We start from the raw sequence: 20,200 nt of genomic DNA, 5'->3' as shown, positions 1-20,200 counted from the left end.
GCCGCTACAATCACGCCCTGTCTCTCCCGCTGTTTCTCGTGCTCAGGTTTCCCTCCTGGGTAATGACTCCAATTAGTAGAACATGTGTTTTTCGATGAAGGCTCCGATGACTTTTTCGTGGATCTCGACGGAGCGCGAGAAGCAAATCGTTTTACGCGCCAGTCGTTTAATGCGGGTACGGAGCGTCAGGTTATTGCGCTCTATGCGTTGCGTGAAGATCTTGCCAGTCAGATGTTTCTGCTTCGGAACGGCTTTGTTGAATAAATCAGAACTTGTAACGACTGTGCCCCAAGTCGATTGTTACGTGATGCGAATACTGTTCGGCATTCCTAATAGCGTGATCCGGTTAAGCGCTTTGACCATCGCCATGGCTTCACCCACCTGAGCATCGTAGTCACGCAGACTTAGATGACCACCCAGAAGCGTTTTGAACCGGAACATGGCCGTTTCAGCCACTGAGCGTCGGTGATAGCCCACTTTCTTTTTCCAGGTATCGTTGCTGCCGCTCAGGCGCTGATTTGCAACAGCGTGGTTACGCTCGTGGTAGTGGTCCGGCCAATATTGCGCCCCCCTTCGCGGCGGGATAAGCGGCCTTATTTTCTTCCTCAGCAGAGCATCATGGCAGTAACCTGTATCGTAAGCGCCGTCAGCCGATGCCTCTCTGATTTTCCGGTGGGTCTGGTTTATCAGTGCCGGTAGAGCCTGGGCATCAGTCGTACCACTGAGCGACAAATCCGCACAGATAATCTCATGCTGTAGTGGCACACTGATACTGGCCACCTGATCGGAGGTGATATGCTCACCTCATCAACACGACAGGTGACCTCATGGGTAAACATTTTACGGCGGAATTTAAGCTCGAAGCCGCAAAGCTGGTTGTCGACCACGGCTACACATACGTTAAGGCCGCAGAGGCGGTTAATGTCAGCCATTCTGCCATTAGTCGCTGGGTCAATAAGCTTCGCCTTGAACGACAGGGAAAAACGCCAACGGGACTTCCTCTTACCCCTGAACAGCTCGAGCTGCGTGAGATGAAGAAAAAAGTCCAATGCCTTGAAATGGAGAACGAAATCCTAAAAAAGGCTACGGCGCTCTTAATGTCGGACTCACTCAACGGTTCACGGTAGTCGACAGGCTGAGGGCGCGATACCCGGTCACGGCGTTGTGCCAAACTTTTGAGGTACATCGCAGCAGCTACAGGCACTGGCAGGCTTCCGCTAATGAACCCGACGGTGAGCGCGTGGTTAAGTGTAGTCGCGTCATGGAAGCCTGGAACGCCAGCGGCGGCTCTGCCGGCGCTCGAAGTATCGCGACCATCGTCACCGGCAGCTCCGGTGTCAAAATGGGGCGCTGGCTGGCTGGCAAGCTGATGAAGGAGCTGGGTATCGCCAGCTGCCAGCGACCGGCTCACAAATACAAACGCGGCGGCAATGAACACGTTGAAATACCGAACTATCTCAACCGCCAGTTCGCGGTTACCGCGCCGGATCAGGTCTGGTGCGGCGATGTGACCTACATCTGGACGGGCAAATGCTGGGCTTACCTTGCGGTGGTGCTAGACCTGTTCGCCCGCAAACCGGTGGGCTGGGCCATGTCGACCTCGCCGGACTCGGCGCTGACAGTTAAAGCGTTGCAGATGGCCTGGGAACTCCGGGGACAACCAACAGGAGTCATGTTCCACAGCGACCAGGGCAGCCACTATACCAGCCGTCAATACCGGCAAGCCCTGTGGCGCTGCCGGATAAAGCAGAGTATGAGTCGGCGGGGTAACTGCTGGGATAATGCGCCAATGGAGCGGTTCTTCCGCAGCCTGAAGACAGAATGGGTGCCGACAAAGGGTTACAACAGCTTCAGCGAAGCCCAGGACGCGATTATCCGCTACATCACGGGGTATTACAGCGCTATCCGGCCTCACTGGTATAACGGCGGCTTAACTCCAAACGAATCTGAGCGACTGTTCTACATACAGTCTAATGCGGTGGCCAATATTAGTTGACCACTACACTTCCGCGTTTCATGCGCTGTGTACGCTGAACCATTATCCGTCAGCCATTGCACTGGTTTATCCGGCAGCGCGCTACCGAAGCGTTTTTCCACCGACCTCAGCATCACATCCTGCACGGTTGAACTGTCATAACCCCTGGTGCTCGCTGCCCAGTCTATGGCCTCCCGGTCGCAGCAGTCCAGTGCGAACGTCATCCGCAGCTTCTCGCCGTTGTCAAAACCGAACTCGAAGCCATCTGAGCACCAGCGCATATCGCTCTCTGCTACCGCGATTTTGCCTTTATGCTCCCGCTTCGGATGTTCAGTTTTATCATGCAACAACAGCAGGTTATGCTCGCTCATTATCCTGTAAAGCCGTTTGGCGTTCACCGGTGGAAGTCCCTCTGCACGACGTTGCTTACGCAGGATACCCCACACTCGGCGGTAACCGTAACTGGGCATGTCGCTGATGATACGGAGGATGTCCGATAATATCTCAGCATCAGCTTCGTCATTACGCCGGTTGCTGCGCCTGTCCAGTCAGTCGTCAGAACGGTTAACCCGCAGTGACAGCTGCGCACGCGACACGCTCATGGCGCGGCTGACCAGAGCTATTCCCCGTCCTTTGGCAACAAGGGCGCGTGCGCTATCCATTTTCGCGACTGGCGGTACTCCACTGCTTCTTTGAGGATCTCAACTTCCATCGTCTTCTTACCCAGAAGGCGCTGTAGCTCCCGGACCTGCTTGAGGGCAGTCGCCAGCGCCGAAGCTGGAACCACTTCTTCTCCGGCCGCAACGGCGGTGAGGCTTCCTTCCTGGTATTGCTTCTTCCACTTAAACAAAAGGCTGGGCTGGATGCCATGCAGGCGGGCTACATGGGAGACGTTCATCCCCGGCTCCATTGTCTGCTGAATGATGGCGATTTTCTCTTGCGGAGTTTTACGCTTACGGACTTCTTGCCCTAACAGGATCCCGGTCATTTCAAAATTAGCATGATTGTTAGACATATATCTAAGCCTATCTCTTATCTGGAGATACAGCTACTGTCTGGTGTTACAGGGGGCTACATCAAGTTGCAATGGAGATAGCCTATCTCTGCGCGGCACGTCTATCAGATGTGTTGGGAATGAAATGGAAACAAATTACGAAGGAAGGAGTATTTATTCAGCAAGAAAAAACAGGTATAAGGCAAATTAAGGCTTGGACACCCAGACTGAGCAATGCTATAGATTTAGCCAAATCTATTTCTGCAAGTATGCAAGCCAATGATCCTGTCGTCATCGGACAACATCAAGATCACTACACAAAAAGCGGTTTCAGTAACCGATGGCGTGATGCATGGTCAAGAGCATCCATTCAACTTGGTTACGATCTTGATTGTACATTTCATGATTTGAAGGCTAAAGGTATCTCGGATTACATGGGTAGCACAAAGGATAAGCAGCTATTCAGTGGACACAAATCTGAAAGCCAAGTCTTAGTATACGATAGGAAAGTAGGGCTTACCCCCTCTTTAGATGTACCTGAGATTAAGTCAGAGAAGCGATAATACGCTAACAAAATACGCTAGCAATACGCTAAGTGGCGTTTTCGGCACCTATAGAGGTGAAGTAACCCATTGATAAATATGGCAGGGGCGGAGAGACTCGAACTCCCAACACCCGGTTTTGGAGACCGGTGCTCTACCAATTGAACTACGCCCCTAAATAGGGTGGCGGAACGGACGGGACTCGAACCCGCGACCACCTGCGTGACAGGCAGGTATTCTAACCGACTGAACTACCGCTCCACCGATACTTTTTCATTACCAGACACCGTCTGATAATCTATATAAAAACCTGGCAGTTCCCTACTCTCACATGGGGAAGCCCCACACTACCATCGGCGCTACGGCGTTTCACTTCTGAGTTCGGCATGGGGTCAGGTGGGACCACCGCGCTATCGCCGCCAGGCATATTCTGTTTCACATCCACCGCCTCTCAGCCATGAATGCCAATCTGTCAACAAGCTGAATTTAACGAGCACGTGATTGTTCGTATCATCCTGATACTCACCCCTTCGGGGCCAGCGCTCCGCGCTGTTCAAAATCGTTCCACACGATTTTCTCTCTCAATAAACACCAAAACATCTTCGGCGTTGTAAGGTTAAGCCTCACAGGTCATTAGTACTGGTTAGCTCAATGCATCGCTGCACTTACACACCCAACCTATCTACGTCGTCGTCTTCAACGGCCTTTCAGCGTCCTCTAGGGACAAGGGAGAACTCATCTCGGGGCAAGTTTCGTGCTTAGATGCTTTCAGCACTTATCTCTTCCGCACGTAGCTACCGGGCAATGCCATTGGCATGACAACCCGAACACCAGTGGTCCGTTCACTCCGGTCCTCTCGTACTAGGAGCAACCCCCCTCAATTCTCCAACGCCCACGGCAGATAGGGACCGAACTGTCTCACGACGTTCTAAACCCAGCTCGCGTACCACTTTAAATGGCGAACAGCCATACCCTTGGGACCTACTTCAGCCCCAGGATGTGATGAGCCGACATCGAGGTGCCAAACACCGCCGTCGATATGAACTCTTGGGCGGTATCAGCCTGTTATCCCCGGAGTACCTTTTATCCGTTGAGCGATGGCCCTTCCATTCAGAACCACCGGATCACTAAGACCTACTTTCGTACCTGCTCGAGCCGTCACTCTCGCAGTCAAGCTAGCTTATGCCTTTGCACTAACCTCCTGATGTCCGACCAGGATTAGCTAACCTTCGTGCTCCTCCGTTACTCTTTGGGAGGAGACCGCCCCAGTCAAACTACCCACCAGACACTGTCCCCAGCCCAGATTATGGGCCCAGGTTAGAACATCAAACATTAAAGGGTGGTATTTCAAGGTTGGCTCCATGCAGACTAGCGTCCACACTTCAAAGCCTCCCACCTATCCTACACATCAAGGCTCAAGGTTCAGTGTCAAGCTATAGTAAAGGTTCACGGGGTCTTTCCGTCTTGCCGCGGGTACACTGCATCTTCACAGCGAGTTCAATTTCACTGAGTCTCGGGTGGAGACAGCCTGGCCATCATTACGCCATTCGTGCAGGTCGGAACTTACCCGACAAGGAATTTCGCTACCTTAGGACCGTTATAGTTACGGCCGCCGTTTACTGGGGCTTCGAGCAAGAGCTTCTCCTTACGGATAACCCCATCAATTAACCTTCCAGCACCGGGCAGGCGTCACACCGTATACGTCCACTTTCGTGTTTGCACAGTGCTGTGTTTTTATTAAACAGTTGCAGCCAGCTGGTATCTGCGACTGCGCAAAGCTTCAGGAGCAAATCCCTACACCTCGCACAGCGTGCCTTCTCCCGAAGTTACGGCACCATTTTGCCTAGTTCCTTCACCCGAGTTCTCTCAAGCGCCTTGGTATTCTCTACCTGACCACCTGTGTCGGTTTGGGGTACGATTCAATGTTACCTGATGCTTAGAGGCTTTTCCTGGAAGCTGGGCATCTGTCACTTCAGTACCGTAGTACCTCGTCATCACGCCTCAGTGTTAACAGTGACCCGGATTTACCAAAGTCACCCACCTACACGCTTAAACCGGGACAACCGTCGCCCGGATGACATAGCCTTCTCCGTCCCCCCTTCGCAGTAACACCAAGTACAGGAATATTAACCTGTTTCCCATCGACTACGCCTTTCGGCCTCGCCTTAGGGGTCGACTCACCCTGCCCCGATTAACGTTGGACAGGAACCCTTGGTCTTCCGGCGAGCGGGCTTTTCACCCGCTTTATCGTTACTTATGTCAGCATTCGCACTTCTGATACCTCCAGCAAACCTCACAGTTCACCTTCAACGGCTTACAGAACGCTCCCCTACCCAACAACGCCTAAGCGTCGCTGCCGCAGCTTCGGTGCATGGTTTAGCCCCGTTACATCTTCCGCGCAGGCCGACTCGACCAGTGAGCTATTACGCTTTCTTTAAATGATGGCTGCTTCTAAGCCAACATCCTGGCTGTCTATGCCTTCCCACATCGTTTCCCACTTAACCATGACTTTGGGACCTTAGCTGGCGGTCTGGGTTGTTTCCCTCTTCACGACGAACGTTAGCACCCGCCGTGTGTCTCCCGTGATAACATTCTTCGGTATTCGTAGTTTGCATCGGGTTGGTAAGTCGGGATGACCCCCTAGCCGAAACAGTGCTCTACCCCCGAAGATGGATTCACGAGGCGCTACCTAAATAGCTTTCGGGGAGAACCAGCTATCTCCCGGTTTGATTGGCCTTTCACCCCCAGCCACAAGTCATCCGCTAATTTTTCAACATTAGTCGGTTCGGTCCTCCAGTTAGTGTTACCCAACCTTCAACCTGCCCATGGCTAGATCACCGGGTTTCGGGTCTATACCCTGCAACTTAACGCCCAGTTAAGACTCGGTTTCCCTGCGGCTCCCCTATGCGGTTAACCTTGCTACAGAATATAAGTCGCTGACCCATTATACAAAAGGTACGCAGTCACACCCCGAAGGATGCTCCCACTGCTTGTACGTACACGGTTTCAGGTTCTATTTCACTCCCCTCGCCGGGGTTCTTTTCGCCTTTCCCTCACGGTACTGGTTCACTATCGGTCAGTCAGGAGTATTTAGCCTTGGAGGATGGTCCCCCCATATTCAGACAGGATAACACGTGTCCCGCCCTACTCATCGAGCTCACAACCTGTGCGTCTTCGTGTACGGGACTATCACCCTTTACTGTGCGACTTTCCAGACGCTTCCACTGACACACAAGCTGATTCAGACTCTGGGCTCTTCCCCGTTCGCTCGCCGCTACTGGGGGAATCTCGGTTGATTTCTTTTCCTCGGGGTACTGAGATGTTTCAGTTCCCCCGGTTCGCCTCATGCCACTATGTATTCATGACATGATAGTGCAACGAATTGCACTGGGTTTCCCCATTCGGGTATCGTCGGTTGTAACGCTTCATATCAGCTTGCCGACGCTTTTCGCAGATTAGCACGCCCTTCATCGCCTCTGACTGCCTAGGCATCCACCGTGTACGCTTATTCACTTAACCTCACAACCCGAAAATGTCTCGGGTGTGAAAGCTTGAGAGAATCACAATATTGGTAGTGAGCCAATATTGCTCGTTTCAATTTTCAGCTTGTTCCAGATTGTTAAAGAGCAAATATCGTAAACACGACTCGTAAGTCATCTTTACGTTATTGTCGGTTCCACAGAACCGGTGATAATGTCTTTCACTCATTATCGGTATGGCGTCCCCAAGGGGATTCGAACCCCTGTTACAGCCGTGAAAGGGCAGTGTCCTGGGCCTCTAGACGATGGGGACACGAAAACCCGATTAACTCAACTGCTCTAATAGGTTCGTATCAGCATGAGTCAGAGACTCATTCATCAACAGGTGCTTTTGCTCAGCATTTTCATCAGACAATCTGTGTGAACACTTCACAGAATCAGTATCATTAGGTAAGGAGGTGATCCAACCGCAGGTTCCCCTACGGTTACCTTGTTACGACTTCACCCCAGTCATGAATCACAAAGTGGTAAGCGCCCTCCCGAAGGTTAAGCTACCTACTTCTTTTGCAACCCACTCCCATGGTGTGACGGGCGGTGTGTACAAGGCCCGGGAACGTATTCACCGTAGCATTCTGATCTACGATTACTAGCGATTCCGACTTCATGGAGTCGAGTTGCAGACTCCAATCCGGACTACGACGTACTTTATGAGGTCCGCTTGCTCTCGCGAGGTCGCTTCTCTTTGTATACGCCATTGTAGCACGTGTGTAGCCCTACTCGTAAGGGCCATGATGACTTGACGTCATCCCCACCTTCCTCCAGTTTATCACTGGCAGTCTCCTTTGAGTTCCCGACCGAATCGCTGGCAACAAAGCATAAGGGTTGCGCTCGTTGCGGGACTTAACCCAACATTTCACAACACGAGCTGACGACAGCCATGCAGCACCTGTCTCAGAGTTCCCGAAGGCACTAAAGCATCTCTGCTAAATTCTCTGGATGTCAAGAGTAGGTAAGGTTCTTCGCGTTGCATCGAATTAAACCACATGCTCCACCGCTTGTGCGGGCCCCCGTCAATTCATTTGAGTTTTAACCTTGCGGCCGTACTCCCCAGGCGGTCGATTTAACGCGTTAGCTCCGGAAGCCACGCCTCAAGGGCACAACCTCCAAATCGACATCGTTTACAGCGTGGACTACCAGGGTATCTAATCCTGTTTGCTCCCCACGCTTTCGCACCTGAGCGTCAGTCTTCGTCCAGGGGGCCGCCTTCGCCACCGGTATTCCTCCAGATCTCTACGCATTTCACCGCTACACCTGGAATTCTACCCCCCTCTACGAGACTCTAGCTTGCCAGTTTTGAATGCAGTTCCCAGGTTAAGCCCGGGGATTTCACATCCAACTTAACAAACCGCCTGCGTGCGCTTTACGCCCAGTCATTCCGATTAACGCTTGCACCCTCCGTATTACCGCGGCTGCTGGCACGGAGTTAGCCGGTGCTTCTTCTGCGAGTAACGTCAATCAGCAAGGTTATTAACCTTACTGCCTTCCTCCTCGCTGAAAGTGCTTTACAACCCGAAGGCCTTCTTCACACACGCGGCATGGCTGCATCAGGCTTGCGCCCATTGTGCAATATTCCCCACTGCTGCCTCCCGTAGGAGTCTGGACCGTGTCTCAGTTCCAGTGTGGCTGGTCATCCTCTCAGACCAGCTAGGGATCGTCGCCTAGGTGAGCCGTTACCCCACCTACTAGCTAATCCCATCTGGGCACATCTGATGGCGTGAGGCCCGAAGGTCCCCCACTTTGGTCTTGCGACGTTATGCGGTATTAGCTACCGTTTCCAGTAGTTATCCCCCTCCATCAGGCAGTTTCCCAGACACTACTCACCCGTCCGCCGCTCGTCACCCGGGGAGCAAGCTCCCTTGTGCTACCGCTCGACTTGCATGTGTTAGGCCTGCCGCCAGCGTTCAATCTGAGCCATGATCAAACTCTTCAATTTAAAGTTTGATTTGCTTCTACTCGAGAAGCGATGCTCAAAGAATTATTACTGTTAGTTCGTAATGAATTAACTGTTGTTCACTCTTCAAGACTTTTATTTTTTAAGCCCTGAGGCTTTACGATAAAGTCCTGTGAGTGCCCACACAGATTGTCTGATTAATTGTTAAAGAGCGTTGCCACATCTACCGTGGCGCGGGAGGCGTATATTACGCTGCACCGCTGAAAAGTCAACGTTAATTTTTCAATTTCGCGTTTAACTTTCCGACTGTTACCGCAACCGCGTGTCGCTGTTGCCGTGTCAGTGGAGGCGCAGTATAGACACTTCTCGCGCCCTGACAAGGGCTAATTTCAATTTTATTTCCGAGTGGGTGTTTTTTCGGCAGAGCGTACTAAACATCAGCATTAAACGCGTTTTTTTGCACCAAGCTGAGCAAATTCATGTGCGAAATGCTCAACCTGTTGCCAATCGGTGTATTCAATCTCTTTACTGCTGTCCGTCTCACCACCGGTCATTCTCATAATAAGCTGAATCATCACCCGGTCGAGCCAACCATAGCGCGGATAGCGCAGTGCACCGGCAAACACACCGCACAGTGCTGGCTGCCACGGGGAGTTCAGCAAAAACTTCCGGGTGTAGGGATTGGTTTGTGCCGTGCGCTTTTCTGGCTTACGCGCGGTCAGATTCACAGAGAAGAAGGCATTTGGCAGACGCTGCAATTCCCCCAAGTGTTGTTTGATAAAAGCATAAACCTCGGGCTGGAAATGACCATAACGTACCGAAGCACCGATCAGAATGCGATCGTAATGCGCGGGTTCGATATTGTCAGCGGCCGTGATGTTCACCACATCGCACTCGACCTTAGCCTTTAGCACCGTCGCGATATAAGAGGCGATAGCCTTGGTTTGACCATCCTTACTGGAAAAAAGTATCAACGCTTTCATAGGTCATTGCTCTTTGGCTTTTTGTTTTAGGTTATGCGCGCCAGAACGTAGGTGTAAACAACACCAGCAAGGTAAACACCTCAAGACGCCCGAACAGCATGGTTGAAATCAGAATCCATTTCGCTGCGTCATTCATGGTGGTGAAGTTATCGGCCACTACCCCTAATCCCGGCCCCAGATTGTTTAACGTCGCCGTGACAGCGGCAAAAGCAGAAAAATCATCCACACCGGTGGCTATAACTGCCAGCATACTGACAATAAACACCAACGCATAGGCGGAGAAAAAGCCCCATACCGCTTCGAGGATCCGCTCCGGCAAGGCACGACGTCCAAGCTTGATGGTATAGACCGCGTTAGGGTGCACCAATCGTTTGAGCTCGCGGTGTCCTTGCAAGAACAACAGCAGGATACGAATCACCTTTAAGCCACCGCCCGTCGACCCCGCGCACCCGCCGATAAAAGCAGAGCACAACAGCAAAACAGGCAAGAATAGCGGCCAGGCGGCAAAACTGCTGGTAGTAAACCCTGCGGTGGTCGCCATGGACACCACCTGGAAAAACGCCTGATTCAGCGTCTGGATACCGCTGTCATAAACATTATGGAACCACAGCACCAGCGTGCACACCGCCACCAGCGACATCTGAACAAAGATGAACATGCGAAATTCCGGATCGCGACCGTACACCTTGAGACTTCTGCCACTCAGCATGGCAAAGTGCAAACCGTAATTACAGCCAGAAATCAGCAGAAACACCGCAATGATGGTATTGATAGTAGGGCTGTTGAAATAGCCGATGCTGGCGTCATGGGTTGAAAAGCCGCCGATGGCAATGGTGGAAAAGCTGTGTCCGATAGCATCAAACAGTGACATCCCCGCCAACCACAGCGCTACCGCACAGGCCACGGTAAGCAGCACATAGATCATCCATAATGTTTTCGCGGTTTCTGCGATGCGAGGCCGCATTTTATTATCTTTCAATGGCCCAGGCATCTCAGCACGGTAGAGCTGCATACCCCCAACGCCGAGGATAGGCAGAATCGCCACCGCTAATACGATGATCCCTATCCCACCGAACCACTGTAACATCTGCCGGTAAAACAGAATGGCCCTTGGCAAAGAATCCAACCCGACCAGTGTGGTCGCGCCCGTGGTGGTCAAGCCGGAGAATGATTCGAAAAAGGCATCGGTGACGCTAAGGTTTGGATGTTCAGAGAAGATAAAGGGCAATGCCCCCACGCTACCCAGCACGGTCCAAAACAGCACCACAATCAAGAAGCCTTCTCGCGAGGCCAGCTCATGCTTGTGTTTACGATTGGGAAACCAGAGCGCGCTGCCGATAAACAGGGCAACCAGAAAGGTTTGCGTGAATGCCCGTCCTGCGCCGTCACGATAAATCAGAGCAACCAGGCCAGGGATAAACATGGTCCCGGAAAACAGAATAACCAGTAACCCTACAATGCGGGTAATGGCGCGCAGGTGCATGGAGAAACATCCTTAACGAGTCATCAAACAGCGCTGAATTATTATCATATAATGGATATTTGCAACGTTCCCCTGCTTATATCGCACAAACGGCGCACCGTTTCTTGGTAAGCACTGTCAGGGATCGCCACCTGCAACGTCACTTCCGCACCATAATCGCAGTGATTCACTTCACCGACCATCTGCCTAATCAACGCGCTAACGGGCGCATGTAAGGTATAGTCGCATTGTAGCCGATACGCCGAGCGCAGCACTTTTTCCAGCGTTTCCATGTGCTTCAATGCGTGCTGGACACCGCCGCCATACACCTTGACCAATCCCCCAGTACCTAGCGGAATGCCGCCATAGTAACGCACCGAGACAGCGGTTATCTCACCGATTCCGCTCCCCATCAGCTGCGCCAGCATGGGTTTTCCCGCCGTTCCTGAAGGCTCACCATCATCCGAAAAGCCAAGCTGTTGCGAATCATCCGGTGCCCCGGCAACAAATCTATGGTCACCCCCATTTTTGCAACACTGATTTTTGACTAATGGTGGGCTTGCTTCAATCTATCCGGCGTCTCTGTGGGCGAGATGCCCGCGCCTCGATGAGTTCCGCGCCTGGTGAACCTGAAAAGGCCCTCGGCTTCAGTGAGCCATTTTTGTCGTCAGGTTTTTCAGCAGGCCGATATGCCGTTCATGTCATCAATAATCAGTCTTCGCAAAACCAGATAGGTAACTGCTGTTTAATTACTTAATAATCAGTCTGTTGATTTAGTTCTACATAACATCAGGCCTGATATTCATTGTGATTAGTTGTGATTGACCAGGCTATTCGCGCCAGTTTGTTTGCCAGAGCACAGGCGACAATATTTGAATGTTTGTTATCGAGTTGCCCCGAACCCATTCAGCAAGCCTGCCCTGCTGATATTCAAGTCGCATCATGAACGAGCGGGCACATTGAACCAGAAGTTTGCGTAAATTTTTATCACCTCGTTTGCTTATCCCCAGCAGAGTCGGTTTGCCTCCTGTGCTGTATTGTCGCGGTACAAGCCCTGTGGAAGCCGCAAAATCCCTGCTACATGAAAATTGTTTTCCATCGCCGAACTATGATGAAAGTAAGCTGGCAGTAATCGGACCGACGCCTGGAATTGTCATAATTCGCTGTGCAGTATCATCAGCTTTGATTGACTGATTTAATTCTGATTCCAGCGCTGTTATTTGCTCGACAAGGTAAAGATAGTGGGCATGTAACTTCATCAGCAGACGGCTCAGGTATGCGGGGATTTCGTGCTCAGCCAGCACCAGAGACAGTCGCTTTATTACCGCCTCGCCGATTGGCAGGCTTATCCCAAACTCCAGCAGAAAACCGTGGATCTGGTTAGTGGTTTTTACTTTATCTCTGATAAGAGATTCCCTGACCTGATGCAGTGCTCGCATCGCCTGCTGAACCTCCGTTTTCGGCTGAACAAAACGCATTGACGGCCGGGATGCGGCTTCACATATCGCCTCTGCATCAACAAAATCATTTTTATTGCCCTTGACAAACGGGCGCACAAATTGCGGAGAGATAAGTTTTGCTTCATGGCCGCTATCATTGATACGCCGCGCCATAAAGTGTGCACCGGCACAAGCTTCCATAACAACAACCGAGGGCGGGCACGTCGCCAAAAACTGCATTAGCTTTGTGCGCGTAAACTTCTTACGCAGAAGCGCTTTACCTGACTTATCCTGGCAATGAATATGAAAAGAATGTTTACCGAGATCGATACCAATAAGAGTAACGTTTTCCATGATGGCCTCTCCTGAAAGAAAAACACCCTGCCAGCGTACCGCTCACAGAGTGGGGGTGACCATCTCATTAGGGCCCAACTCCCACCGTCATTCCAGCGAAGGCAGGAATCTCTTGCTGAAGAAACGCGATTATTCTTACAAAGATCCCCGGCTTTTGCCGAGGGTTACGAAAGGGGAGCAGAGGATGGCGAAAGGGCAGCCGAGGATGACAAGGGGTAGTAACTTTGCCATCAAGCTGAGGGCACCCGTAGGTGCCCTCTTGAAAAGGAATGCAACCAGCAGCGCGTTATTTGCTGCTCTTATCCTGCAACTGTTCCACGCTTTCCATTTGCGGCAAGCCTGTCGTCGCAGAGGAGGACAGCAACCCGGTTTCGACGTAGTTGAACAGTTTTTCACGCGTATCAATGATATCCAGGTTACGCATCGTCAACTGACCAATACGGTCATCCGGTGAGAACACCGAGTCGCCTTTTTCCATCGTCAGACGTTCCGGCTTGTAGGTCAGGTTATCCGACACTGTATTCAGGATGGAATAGTCATTGCCGCGACGCAGTTCCAGCGTCACTTCACCGGTGACCGCACTGGCCACCCAGCGTTGCAACCCATCACGCAGCATCAGTGCTTGCGGATCGAACCAACGCCCCTGATACAGCAGACGGCCCAACTTACGACCGTGCGCATGGTATTGCTCAATGGTATCTTCATTATGAATACCGGTAACCAAACGCTCGTAGGCAATGTGCAGCAGCGCCATGCCGGGGGCTTCATAGATGCCACGGCTCTTCGCTTCGATAATACGGTTTTCAATCTGATCGCTAATGCCTAAACAGTGACGACCGCCAATGCGGTTGGCTTCCAGCATCAGTTCCACATCATCGGCAAAAGTTTTGCCGTTCAGCGCCACCGGATAGCCGCGTTCAAAACGTACCGTGATTTCTTCTGCCGCAATCTTGACGTTCTCATCCCAGAACTTGACGCCCATGATCGGGTTAACGATCTTCACGCTGGAGTTCAGGAATTCCAAATCTTTCGCTTCGTGCGTTGCGCCCAGCATGTTGGAGTCGGTCGAGTAGGCCTTATTCTGCGGACATCTTATAGTTGAAGCCAGACTGCACCATAAACTCGGACATCTCCTGACGGCCGCCCAGTTCATCAATAAAATCCTTATCCAGCCACGGCTTATAGATTTTCAGTTCAGCATTGGTCAGCAGGCCGTAGCGGTAGAAACGCTCGATATCGTTACCTTTATAAGTACTACCGTCCCCCCAGATATTCACGCCATCTTCTTTCATGGCCGCGACCAGCATGGTGCCGGTTACCGCACGGCCCAGCGGGGTAGTGTTAAAGTCATATCGTTATACACATCTTTTGGCCATTTTTTGAACAGGATGCTCAGAACCCCGTGAATTAAGGCATTCAAGCCATCCCATTGGCTTTTTGAGGTTCAAAATGCCACTCTGAGATAAACCCGTAACTCATTGATTAAACAGTGCGTTAGAAAGATGTGTATAACGATATGTGTTAAAGTAGGTCAGGCCACCCGTGGTGTTATGAAAAGCACCGCACTGAATCGCGGCAATGCCTTCCGCAACCAACTGCTTGCGGCAGTCAATAAGACGGGCATTTTCTGCGCCATACTCCATTGCGCGGCGAGGGATCTCTTTATAGTCATCCTCATCCGGTTGTCCCAGGTTTGCGGTGTAAGCATAAGGAACCGCCCCTTTTTTACGCATCCACAGCAACGCTGCACTGGTATCCAGGCCTCCGGAGAACGCAATGCCAATACGCTGACCTGCCGGAAGGTGCTTGAGAATCGTCGTCATAAAATAAATCCCTGCTCGATAGACTTATGGAGAGAAGCTTAACAGCCACACCACGATTATGTTACGCCATGCATTGATGAGAAAAAATCAGATCGTTATACGCGTGGCGGCACGCGCATGTACCGATACTGTTCGTCACCCAACAAATGCATATTTATGCAAAATAAATGAGTTATAATTTAAACATCTTTTTGCCGCGACAGGAAGAGCCCAGTGATGATTTCTGCAAAAAACCGTCAATGTCGCTAAGCCACCTTTGAATGTAACGGTATCTATGGATTTCAACCACAGAGAATATGCAATGAAGAACAGCTCGGAGAGTAAACAAACTCAGCAGGCAATTATACCGCCATTTCACTGCCAATCCAGCGGCTAAAATCGATTTACGCGACGGGAAACCAAATAATAAAACAATGTTTCATTTAAAGGATAAATCTTTGTTATTCTCGGCGAACTATGGTTTCCCTTGCCTATTTGCTGGAGATGTTATGTCTAAGAAAGTCGCCGTCCTGCTGGCGCCAGGCTTTGAAGAAGCAGAGGCGGTTATGGTGATAGATATCCTGCACCGTATGAAGATCGGCGTGAAAATGCTGTCCTGCCAAGACATGCTGGAACTGCGCAGCTACCACAATATTCGCATGTTTGCTAATGCGCTGTTGGAAAGAAGTATGGATGAACTGTTCGATGCGGTGGTCATCCCAGGCGGCTTGCAAGGTACGCTGAGTCTGGCAGCAAACCCGCTAGTCACCGAGTTTATTCGCCGTCATGACGACGCAGGGAAACTGATCTGTCCGATCTGTTCTGCGGCAGCGCGCGTGCTGGGCGGCAACAAACTGCTAAAATGCCGACGCTATGTCTGTTCTGGCGATCTTTGGAAGGATGTCACGGACGGCGTCTATGTCGATCAGAACGTGGTAGAAGATGGCAATCTGATCAGCGGCAAAGGGTTGGGTGTTGCCTTCGACTTCGCGGGCACTATTGCCTGCAGTTTGACCGGCGATGTTGAAGACACCAACTTCCAGATCGAGCATATCTATTACGATCACTGGCGCGTACCGGCCTAAAAAACCGCTAACCCGGCTATCGTGAACGAGGCCGGGCATTTCACCGATTCATATCTTCACCGAAACGATCGCGATACTCTTTCGGCGTCAAATCATACTCTTTCCTGAACACCGCATAAAAATAGGGCAGCGACGGGTAACCGCACATCACCGAGATCTCGTTGATCGACAGTGACGTTGACACCAGCAGATTGCGCGCGCGCTCCAGTTTTTCTGCGTGAATGACACCGTGAATGGTCTGCCCCATTTCATCTTTAAAGCGCTTTTCCAGATTGGAGCGCGACATGCCGACGGCATCCAGCACCTGCTCGACTTTAATACCCTTACAGGCATAGCAGCGAATATAGTGCATGGCCTGAATACTGCCGGGTCGTGCACCGAACGGTAATCGGTGGAACTGCACCCTACCACCCGCACGGGAGGAACCAAAATACGCTGAAGCGGTAGTACTACCGGATGGTGTAACAACTGATGCAGCGATTTGGCGGCGCGATAGCCCATCTGCCGTGTACCCTGCGCAACAGATGAGAGCGCCACCCGAGACAGATAACGCGTCAGCTCTTCATTATCGATACCGATGACACAGAGTTTTTCCGGCACCGCGATGTTCAAATATTCGCACACCTGCAACAAATGGCGGGCTCGAGCATCCGTAACGGCGATAATGCCGGTTTGTGGCGGTAAGGCTTGCACCCAGTCTGCCAGACGGTGCGTATTGCCAGTTGTCCGGCGCGGTTTCCATCCCCTGATACACCACGCCCTGATATTGCTCCGATGCGACCAGTTGACGAAAAGCGTACTCGCGCTCCTGCGCCCACCCTTTGCCACCCGAAGGCGGCAATCCATAAAAGGCAAAGCGATTAAGCCCTTTCTCTTTCAGATGTATAAACGCACATTGCACCAGGGCATGATTATCGGTCGCGATGTAATGCACAGGAGGATAGTCATCAGGATCGTGATAAGAGCCGCCAACGCCCACCAATGGCACGCCGACATTCTGCAACGACTGAACAATTTCCCGATCGTCAAAATCAGCAATCACGCCATCGCCCAGCCAGTATTTCACATTATCAATACGGCAGCGGAAATCCTCTTCAATAAAAATATCCCAACCGCATTGAGAGGCCTGCAAGTACTCGCCCACGCCCTCCACCACTTGCCGGTCGTAGACTTTATTGGCATTAAACAACAGCGTAATACGATAGCGTTTTTCAAACATATTCACTGCTCCAGCCGTGGACATGCCTTTCTCAATAGCACACCCCCACGATGAGCAAAAATATTTTGCTGATTAATGCGAGCCGCAGCCTGTTTCCTGAGACCCGCTGACATCATGTCATCAGAGACGGTCAGCCCTTGCGCTTGGTGGCCGTATCCATCCACACCGCCAACAGCAAAATGCCGCCTTTGACGATGTACTGCCAAAAAGTTGGAACATCCAGCATGCTCATTCCATTATCTAACGAGGCCATGATAAACGCCCCCATGACCGCCCCGGCTACGCTGCCAACACCACCGGCCAAACTGGTGCCACCGATCACGCACGCAGCGATGGCATCCAACTCGGCAATGTTGCCCGCAGAAGGTGAGCCCGCCCCCAAACGCGAACTTAATATCAACCCTGCAACCGCCACCATCAGCCCATTAATGGCAAAAACCGCCAGCTTGCTGCGTGCAACATTGATACCCGACAAACGGGCCGCCTCGATATTGCCACCAATGGCATAAATGCGACGCCCAAACGCCGTGCGCGTTGCCATAAAAATCCCGCCCAGCATCAGCAGCGTCAAAATCAGCACCGGCGTTGGCACACCACTATAGTCATTCAGCAGGTAAATCGCGCCCAGCACCGCCATAACGGCCTGCCGGCCAATGTCACTGACTGGACGCGTTACGGTCAGCCCCAGACTGGCCCGTTTTTGCCGCCGACGCCATTGCCAGGCAATAAATGTCAGTAACCCCGCTACCCTAAGCGTAAATCCTACACCCGCAGGCAGATAGCTTTGGCCGATCTGTGCCATGGCGCTACTGGTCGGAGAGACGGTGGTACCGTTAGTAATGCCGATGAGAATACCGCGAAAAGCCAGCATTCCCGCCAAGGTAACAATAAATGAGGGCACTTTACGGTACGCTACCCACTAGCCGTTCCAGGCACCCAATAACAGCCCCAGAAGCAGCGTCACCACAACGGCAGCGGCCATCCTAACCACACGTCAAAGATGGCGGCCAATCCGCCCAGTAACCCCATCATGGAGCCTACCGAGAGATCAATTTCGGCGAGACGATGACAAACACCATCCCCACCGCCAAAATGCCGGTGATGGCCGTCTGGCGCAGCAGGTTAGACACATTACGCGCGCTGAGATAGGAGCCATCGGTCATCAAGGTGAAAAACAGCATAATCGCGATAATGACAGCAATCATGACAAACACCTGAAGATTTACCTGCCTGAACCAGCGCACGGCCTCGCCGGCTGGTGCCGGTTGTTTGGGTGCCAGGGTATCGGCAGAGGCATTAGACGGTGGCGTTTTCAACATGTTGTTCACTCCTCAGCGCGGCTTCCATAACCTGCTCTTGTGTCAAATCGTGATTAACCAAATCGGCTTTTACACGCCCTTCATGCATCACCAGGACACGATCGCTCAGTCCCAGCACCTCCGGCAGCTCGGATGAAATGACAATAATCGCCATCCCTTTTTTGGCTAACTAATTAATAAGTTTACATATTTCATATTTTGCGCCGATATCGATACCGCGCGTAGGCTCATCGAGGATCAAAACATCGGGGTTTAACAACAGGCATTTTGCCAAACCGCTTTTTGCTGGTTCCCGCCGCTCAGGCGGGCAATGGCTAAATCCTGACTGGCCGTTTTCACTTTAAGATGGGCAATCGACTGGCGAATCACATCCTGTTCGCGCGTGTCATCCAGCGAAGAAACAGCCCGGAAAAGCGATCGAGTGCCGCCAGCGTAATGTTTTGCGCCACGCTCATCACCGGAACAATGCCATCCTTTTTGCGGTCTTCCGGCACCATCGCGATACCCAGCGCCATCGCCTGTTGGCAATCGTTAATCGCTACAGGCTGCCCCTTGAGCACAATATTGCCCTGCCAGCGTCCACGGTAAGCACCAAACAGACATTGCACCGTTTCGGTCCGGCCGGAGCCAACCAGCCCCGCGACGCCCAGAATTTCCCCCCGACGCAGCGCGAAGGAAACATCATTGACGCGACGAATATGGCGGTTAACCGGATGCCACGCCATCAGGTGTTCGACGCGCAGGATCTCCTCGCCAATGTCATGCGCTTCAGAGGGGTAAAGCTCGGTTAGCTCCCGCCCCACCATCATGGCGATGATCTGCTCTTCACTAAGCGAGTCGGCAGGATGGGTACCGATATGCTTGCCATCGCGAATCACACAGATGACGTCCGAAATGGCTTTGACTTCATTTAGCTTGTGGGAAATGTAGATACAGGCGATACCGTGATTGCGCAAATCACGAATGATATCCAGCAAAATCGCGGTTTCCCGCTCAGTCAGTGAGGCAGTCGGTTCGTCCAATACCAACAGCCGCACCTGCTTGTTAAGTGCCTTGGCAATCTCCACCAGTTGCTGTTGGCCAAGACCCAGTTCACCGACTCGGGTATGAGGATCGACCTCAAGCTTGACGCGCGCCAGCATGGTCTGGCAGCGCAAAAACATCGAATCACTGTCTAATATGTCGCGTGCCGTCCACTCATTACCCAGGAAGATGTTCTCCAATACGCTCATCTCTTTGACCAGCGCCAGTTCCTGATGAATGATGGCGATACCCTTCTGCTCAGTATCACGAATATGGCTGGCGTGCAGCGGATCGCCAGCGAAGAGGATATCCCCGCCATAGCTGCCGAAGGGATAAATGGCGCAAAGCACTTTCATCAGCGTCGATTTACCCGAACCATTCTCACCGCACAGCGATAATACTTGTCCGGCTTCCAACGCCAGGCTGACGTTATCCACCGCCTTTACGCTGCCAAACACCTTGGTGATGTTTTTCATTTCCAACAAGAACGGCATTCTCGCCTCCATAGTTCCCTCGCCGCACACCCGGTAACGCAGCCAACCGAAGCCCCGGTGTCAGAGGACACTCGGGGCC

Annotated in this window: 4 protein-coding genes, 3 tRNA genes, 3 rRNA genes and 11 pseudogenes; 3 read left to right on the top strand and 18 right to left on the bottom strand. The window is 52.0% G+C overall.

Annotated features, from left to right (window positions below; all coding sequences use genetic code 11):
* Positions 1-72: 72 nt before the first annotated feature.
* Positions 73-249: pseudogene (locus ACWWJF_RS16340) on the bottom strand (IS1 family transposase); the annotation flags it as partial.
* A gap of 51 nt (positions 250-300) precedes the next feature.
* Positions 301-753: pseudogene (locus tag ACWWJF_RS16335) on the bottom strand (IS5 family transposase); the annotation flags it as partial.
* Between the two features lie 74 nt (positions 754-827).
* On the opposite strand from ACWWJF_RS16335, the gene ACWWJF_RS16330 reads away from it, so the two are divergent.
* Positions 828-1,996, top strand: a protein-coding gene (locus tag ACWWJF_RS16330) for an IS3 family transposase (protein ID WP_455868400.1) whose coding sequence is annotated in 2 segments (ribosomal slippage) — positions 828-1,083 and positions 1,083-1,996 — 1,170 coding nt in all. Because the reading frame shifts where the segments join, the coding sequence is not laid out codon by codon here.
* Positions 1,997-2,004: 8 nt separating this feature from the next.
* Here the strand turns inward: ACWWJF_RS16330 and ACWWJF_RS16325 are convergent.
* Positions 2,005-2,963: pseudogene (locus ACWWJF_RS16325) on the bottom strand (IS3 family transposase); the annotation flags it as partial.
* A gap of 92 nt (positions 2,964-3,055) precedes the next feature.
* On the opposite strand from ACWWJF_RS16325, the pseudogene ACWWJF_RS16320 reads away from it, so the two are divergent.
* Positions 3,056-3,532: pseudogene (locus ACWWJF_RS16320) on the top strand (tyrosine-type recombinase/integrase); the annotation flags it as partial.
* 79 nt (positions 3,533-3,611) lie between these two features.
* Here ACWWJF_RS16320 and ACWWJF_RS16315 read toward each other — a convergent pair.
* The 12 genes and pseudogenes from ACWWJF_RS16315 to ACWWJF_RS16260 all read right to left on the bottom strand — a co-directional run.
* Positions 3,612-3,687, bottom strand: a tRNA-Trp gene (locus ACWWJF_RS16315).
* Positions 3,688-3,695: 8 nt separating this feature from the next.
* Positions 3,696-3,772 (bottom strand) — tRNA-Asp (locus tag ACWWJF_RS16310).
* Positions 3,773-3,819: 47 nt separating this feature from the next.
* Positions 3,820-3,935: ribosomal RNA gene (gene rrf / locus ACWWJF_RS16305) — 5S ribosomal RNA — on the bottom strand.
* Between the two features lie 188 nt (positions 3,936-4,123).
* Positions 4,124-7,030, bottom strand: a 23S ribosomal RNA gene (locus tag ACWWJF_RS16300).
* A gap of 197 nt (positions 7,031-7,227) precedes the next feature.
* A tRNA-Glu gene (locus tag ACWWJF_RS16295) sits at positions 7,228-7,303 on the bottom strand.
* Positions 7,304-7,441: 138 nt separating this feature from the next.
* A 16S ribosomal RNA gene (locus ACWWJF_RS16290) occupies positions 7,442-8,983 on the bottom strand.
* The 16S, 23S and 5S rRNA genes sit together here with 3 tRNA genes alongside, the layout of an rRNA operon.
* A 401-nt stretch (positions 8,984-9,384) precedes the next feature.
* A complete protein-coding gene (gene hemG, locus ACWWJF_RS16285; RefSeq protein ID WP_455870038.1) occupies positions 9,385-9,924 on the bottom strand; it encodes a menaquinone-dependent protoporphyrinogen IX dehydrogenase in 540 nt (179 codons plus the stop codon).
* Positions 9,925-9,955: 31 nt separating this feature from the next.
* Entirely contained in the window at positions 9,956-11,407 is a 1,452-nt protein-coding gene (trkH, locus tag ACWWJF_RS16280; protein WP_455870037.1) for a Trk system potassium transporter TrkH, read from the bottom strand.
* A 44-nt stretch (positions 11,408-11,451) separates the two neighbouring features.
* A pseudogene (locus ACWWJF_RS16275) lies at positions 11,452-11,895 on the bottom strand (YigZ family protein); the annotation flags it as partial.
* A gap of 280 nt (positions 11,896-12,175) precedes the next feature.
* Positions 12,176-13,179: pseudogene (locus ACWWJF_RS16270) on the bottom strand (IS110 family RNA-guided transposase).
* Between the two features lie 286 nt (positions 13,180-13,465).
* A pseudogene (gene argG / locus ACWWJF_RS16265) lies at positions 13,466-14,525 on the bottom strand (argininosuccinate synthase); the annotation flags it as partial.
* Between the two features lie 180 nt (positions 14,526-14,705).
* Positions 14,706-15,002, bottom strand: a pseudogene (locus ACWWJF_RS16260) (argininosuccinate synthase domain-containing protein); the annotation flags it as partial.
* A 488-nt stretch (positions 15,003-15,490) separates the two neighbouring features.
* Between ACWWJF_RS16260 and ACWWJF_RS16255 the strand changes: the two are divergent.
* Entirely contained in the window at positions 15,491-16,066 is a 576-nt protein-coding gene (locus ACWWJF_RS16255) for a DJ-1/PfpI family protein (RefSeq protein WP_455871131.1), read from the top strand.
* 40 nt (positions 16,067-16,106) lie between these two features.
* Here ACWWJF_RS16255 and xylR read toward each other — a convergent pair.
* The 3 pseudogenes from xylR to ACWWJF_RS16240 form a co-directional block, all read right to left on the bottom strand.
* Positions 16,107-17,285: pseudogene (gene xylR / locus ACWWJF_RS16250) on the bottom strand (D-xylose utilization transcriptional activator XylR).
* Between the two features lie 130 nt (positions 17,286-17,415).
* Positions 17,416-18,604 (bottom strand): annotated as a pseudogene (gene xylH, locus ACWWJF_RS16245) (xylose ABC transporter permease XylH).
* A pseudogene (locus tag ACWWJF_RS16240) lies at positions 18,582-20,121 on the bottom strand (xylose ABC transporter ATP-binding protein). Before ACWWJF_RS16240 ends, xylH begins: the two co-directional pseudogenes overlap by 23 nt.
* Positions 20,122-20,200 lie beyond the last annotated feature (79 nt).

The sequence above is a fragment of the Symbiopectobacterium sp. Eva_TO genome, assembly GCF_053848865.1.
The sequence above is the reverse complement of the archived record's forward strand: the minus strand, read 5'-3'. Positions and strand labels throughout refer to the sequence as shown.

Excerpts from the sequence above, each read along its gene's own strand:
- hemG (WP_455870038.1), bottom strand. The coding sequence starts at position 9,924 with ATGAAAGCGTTGATACTTTTTTCCAGTAAGGATGGTCAAACCAAGGCT.
- trkH (WP_455870037.1), bottom strand. The coding sequence starts at position 11,407 with ATGCACCTGCGCGCCATTACCCGCATTGTAGGGTTACTGGTTATTCTG.
- ACWWJF_RS16255 (WP_455871131.1), top strand. The coding sequence starts at position 15,491 with ATGTCTAAGAAAGTCGCCGTCCTGCTGGCGCCAGGCTTTGAAGAAGCA.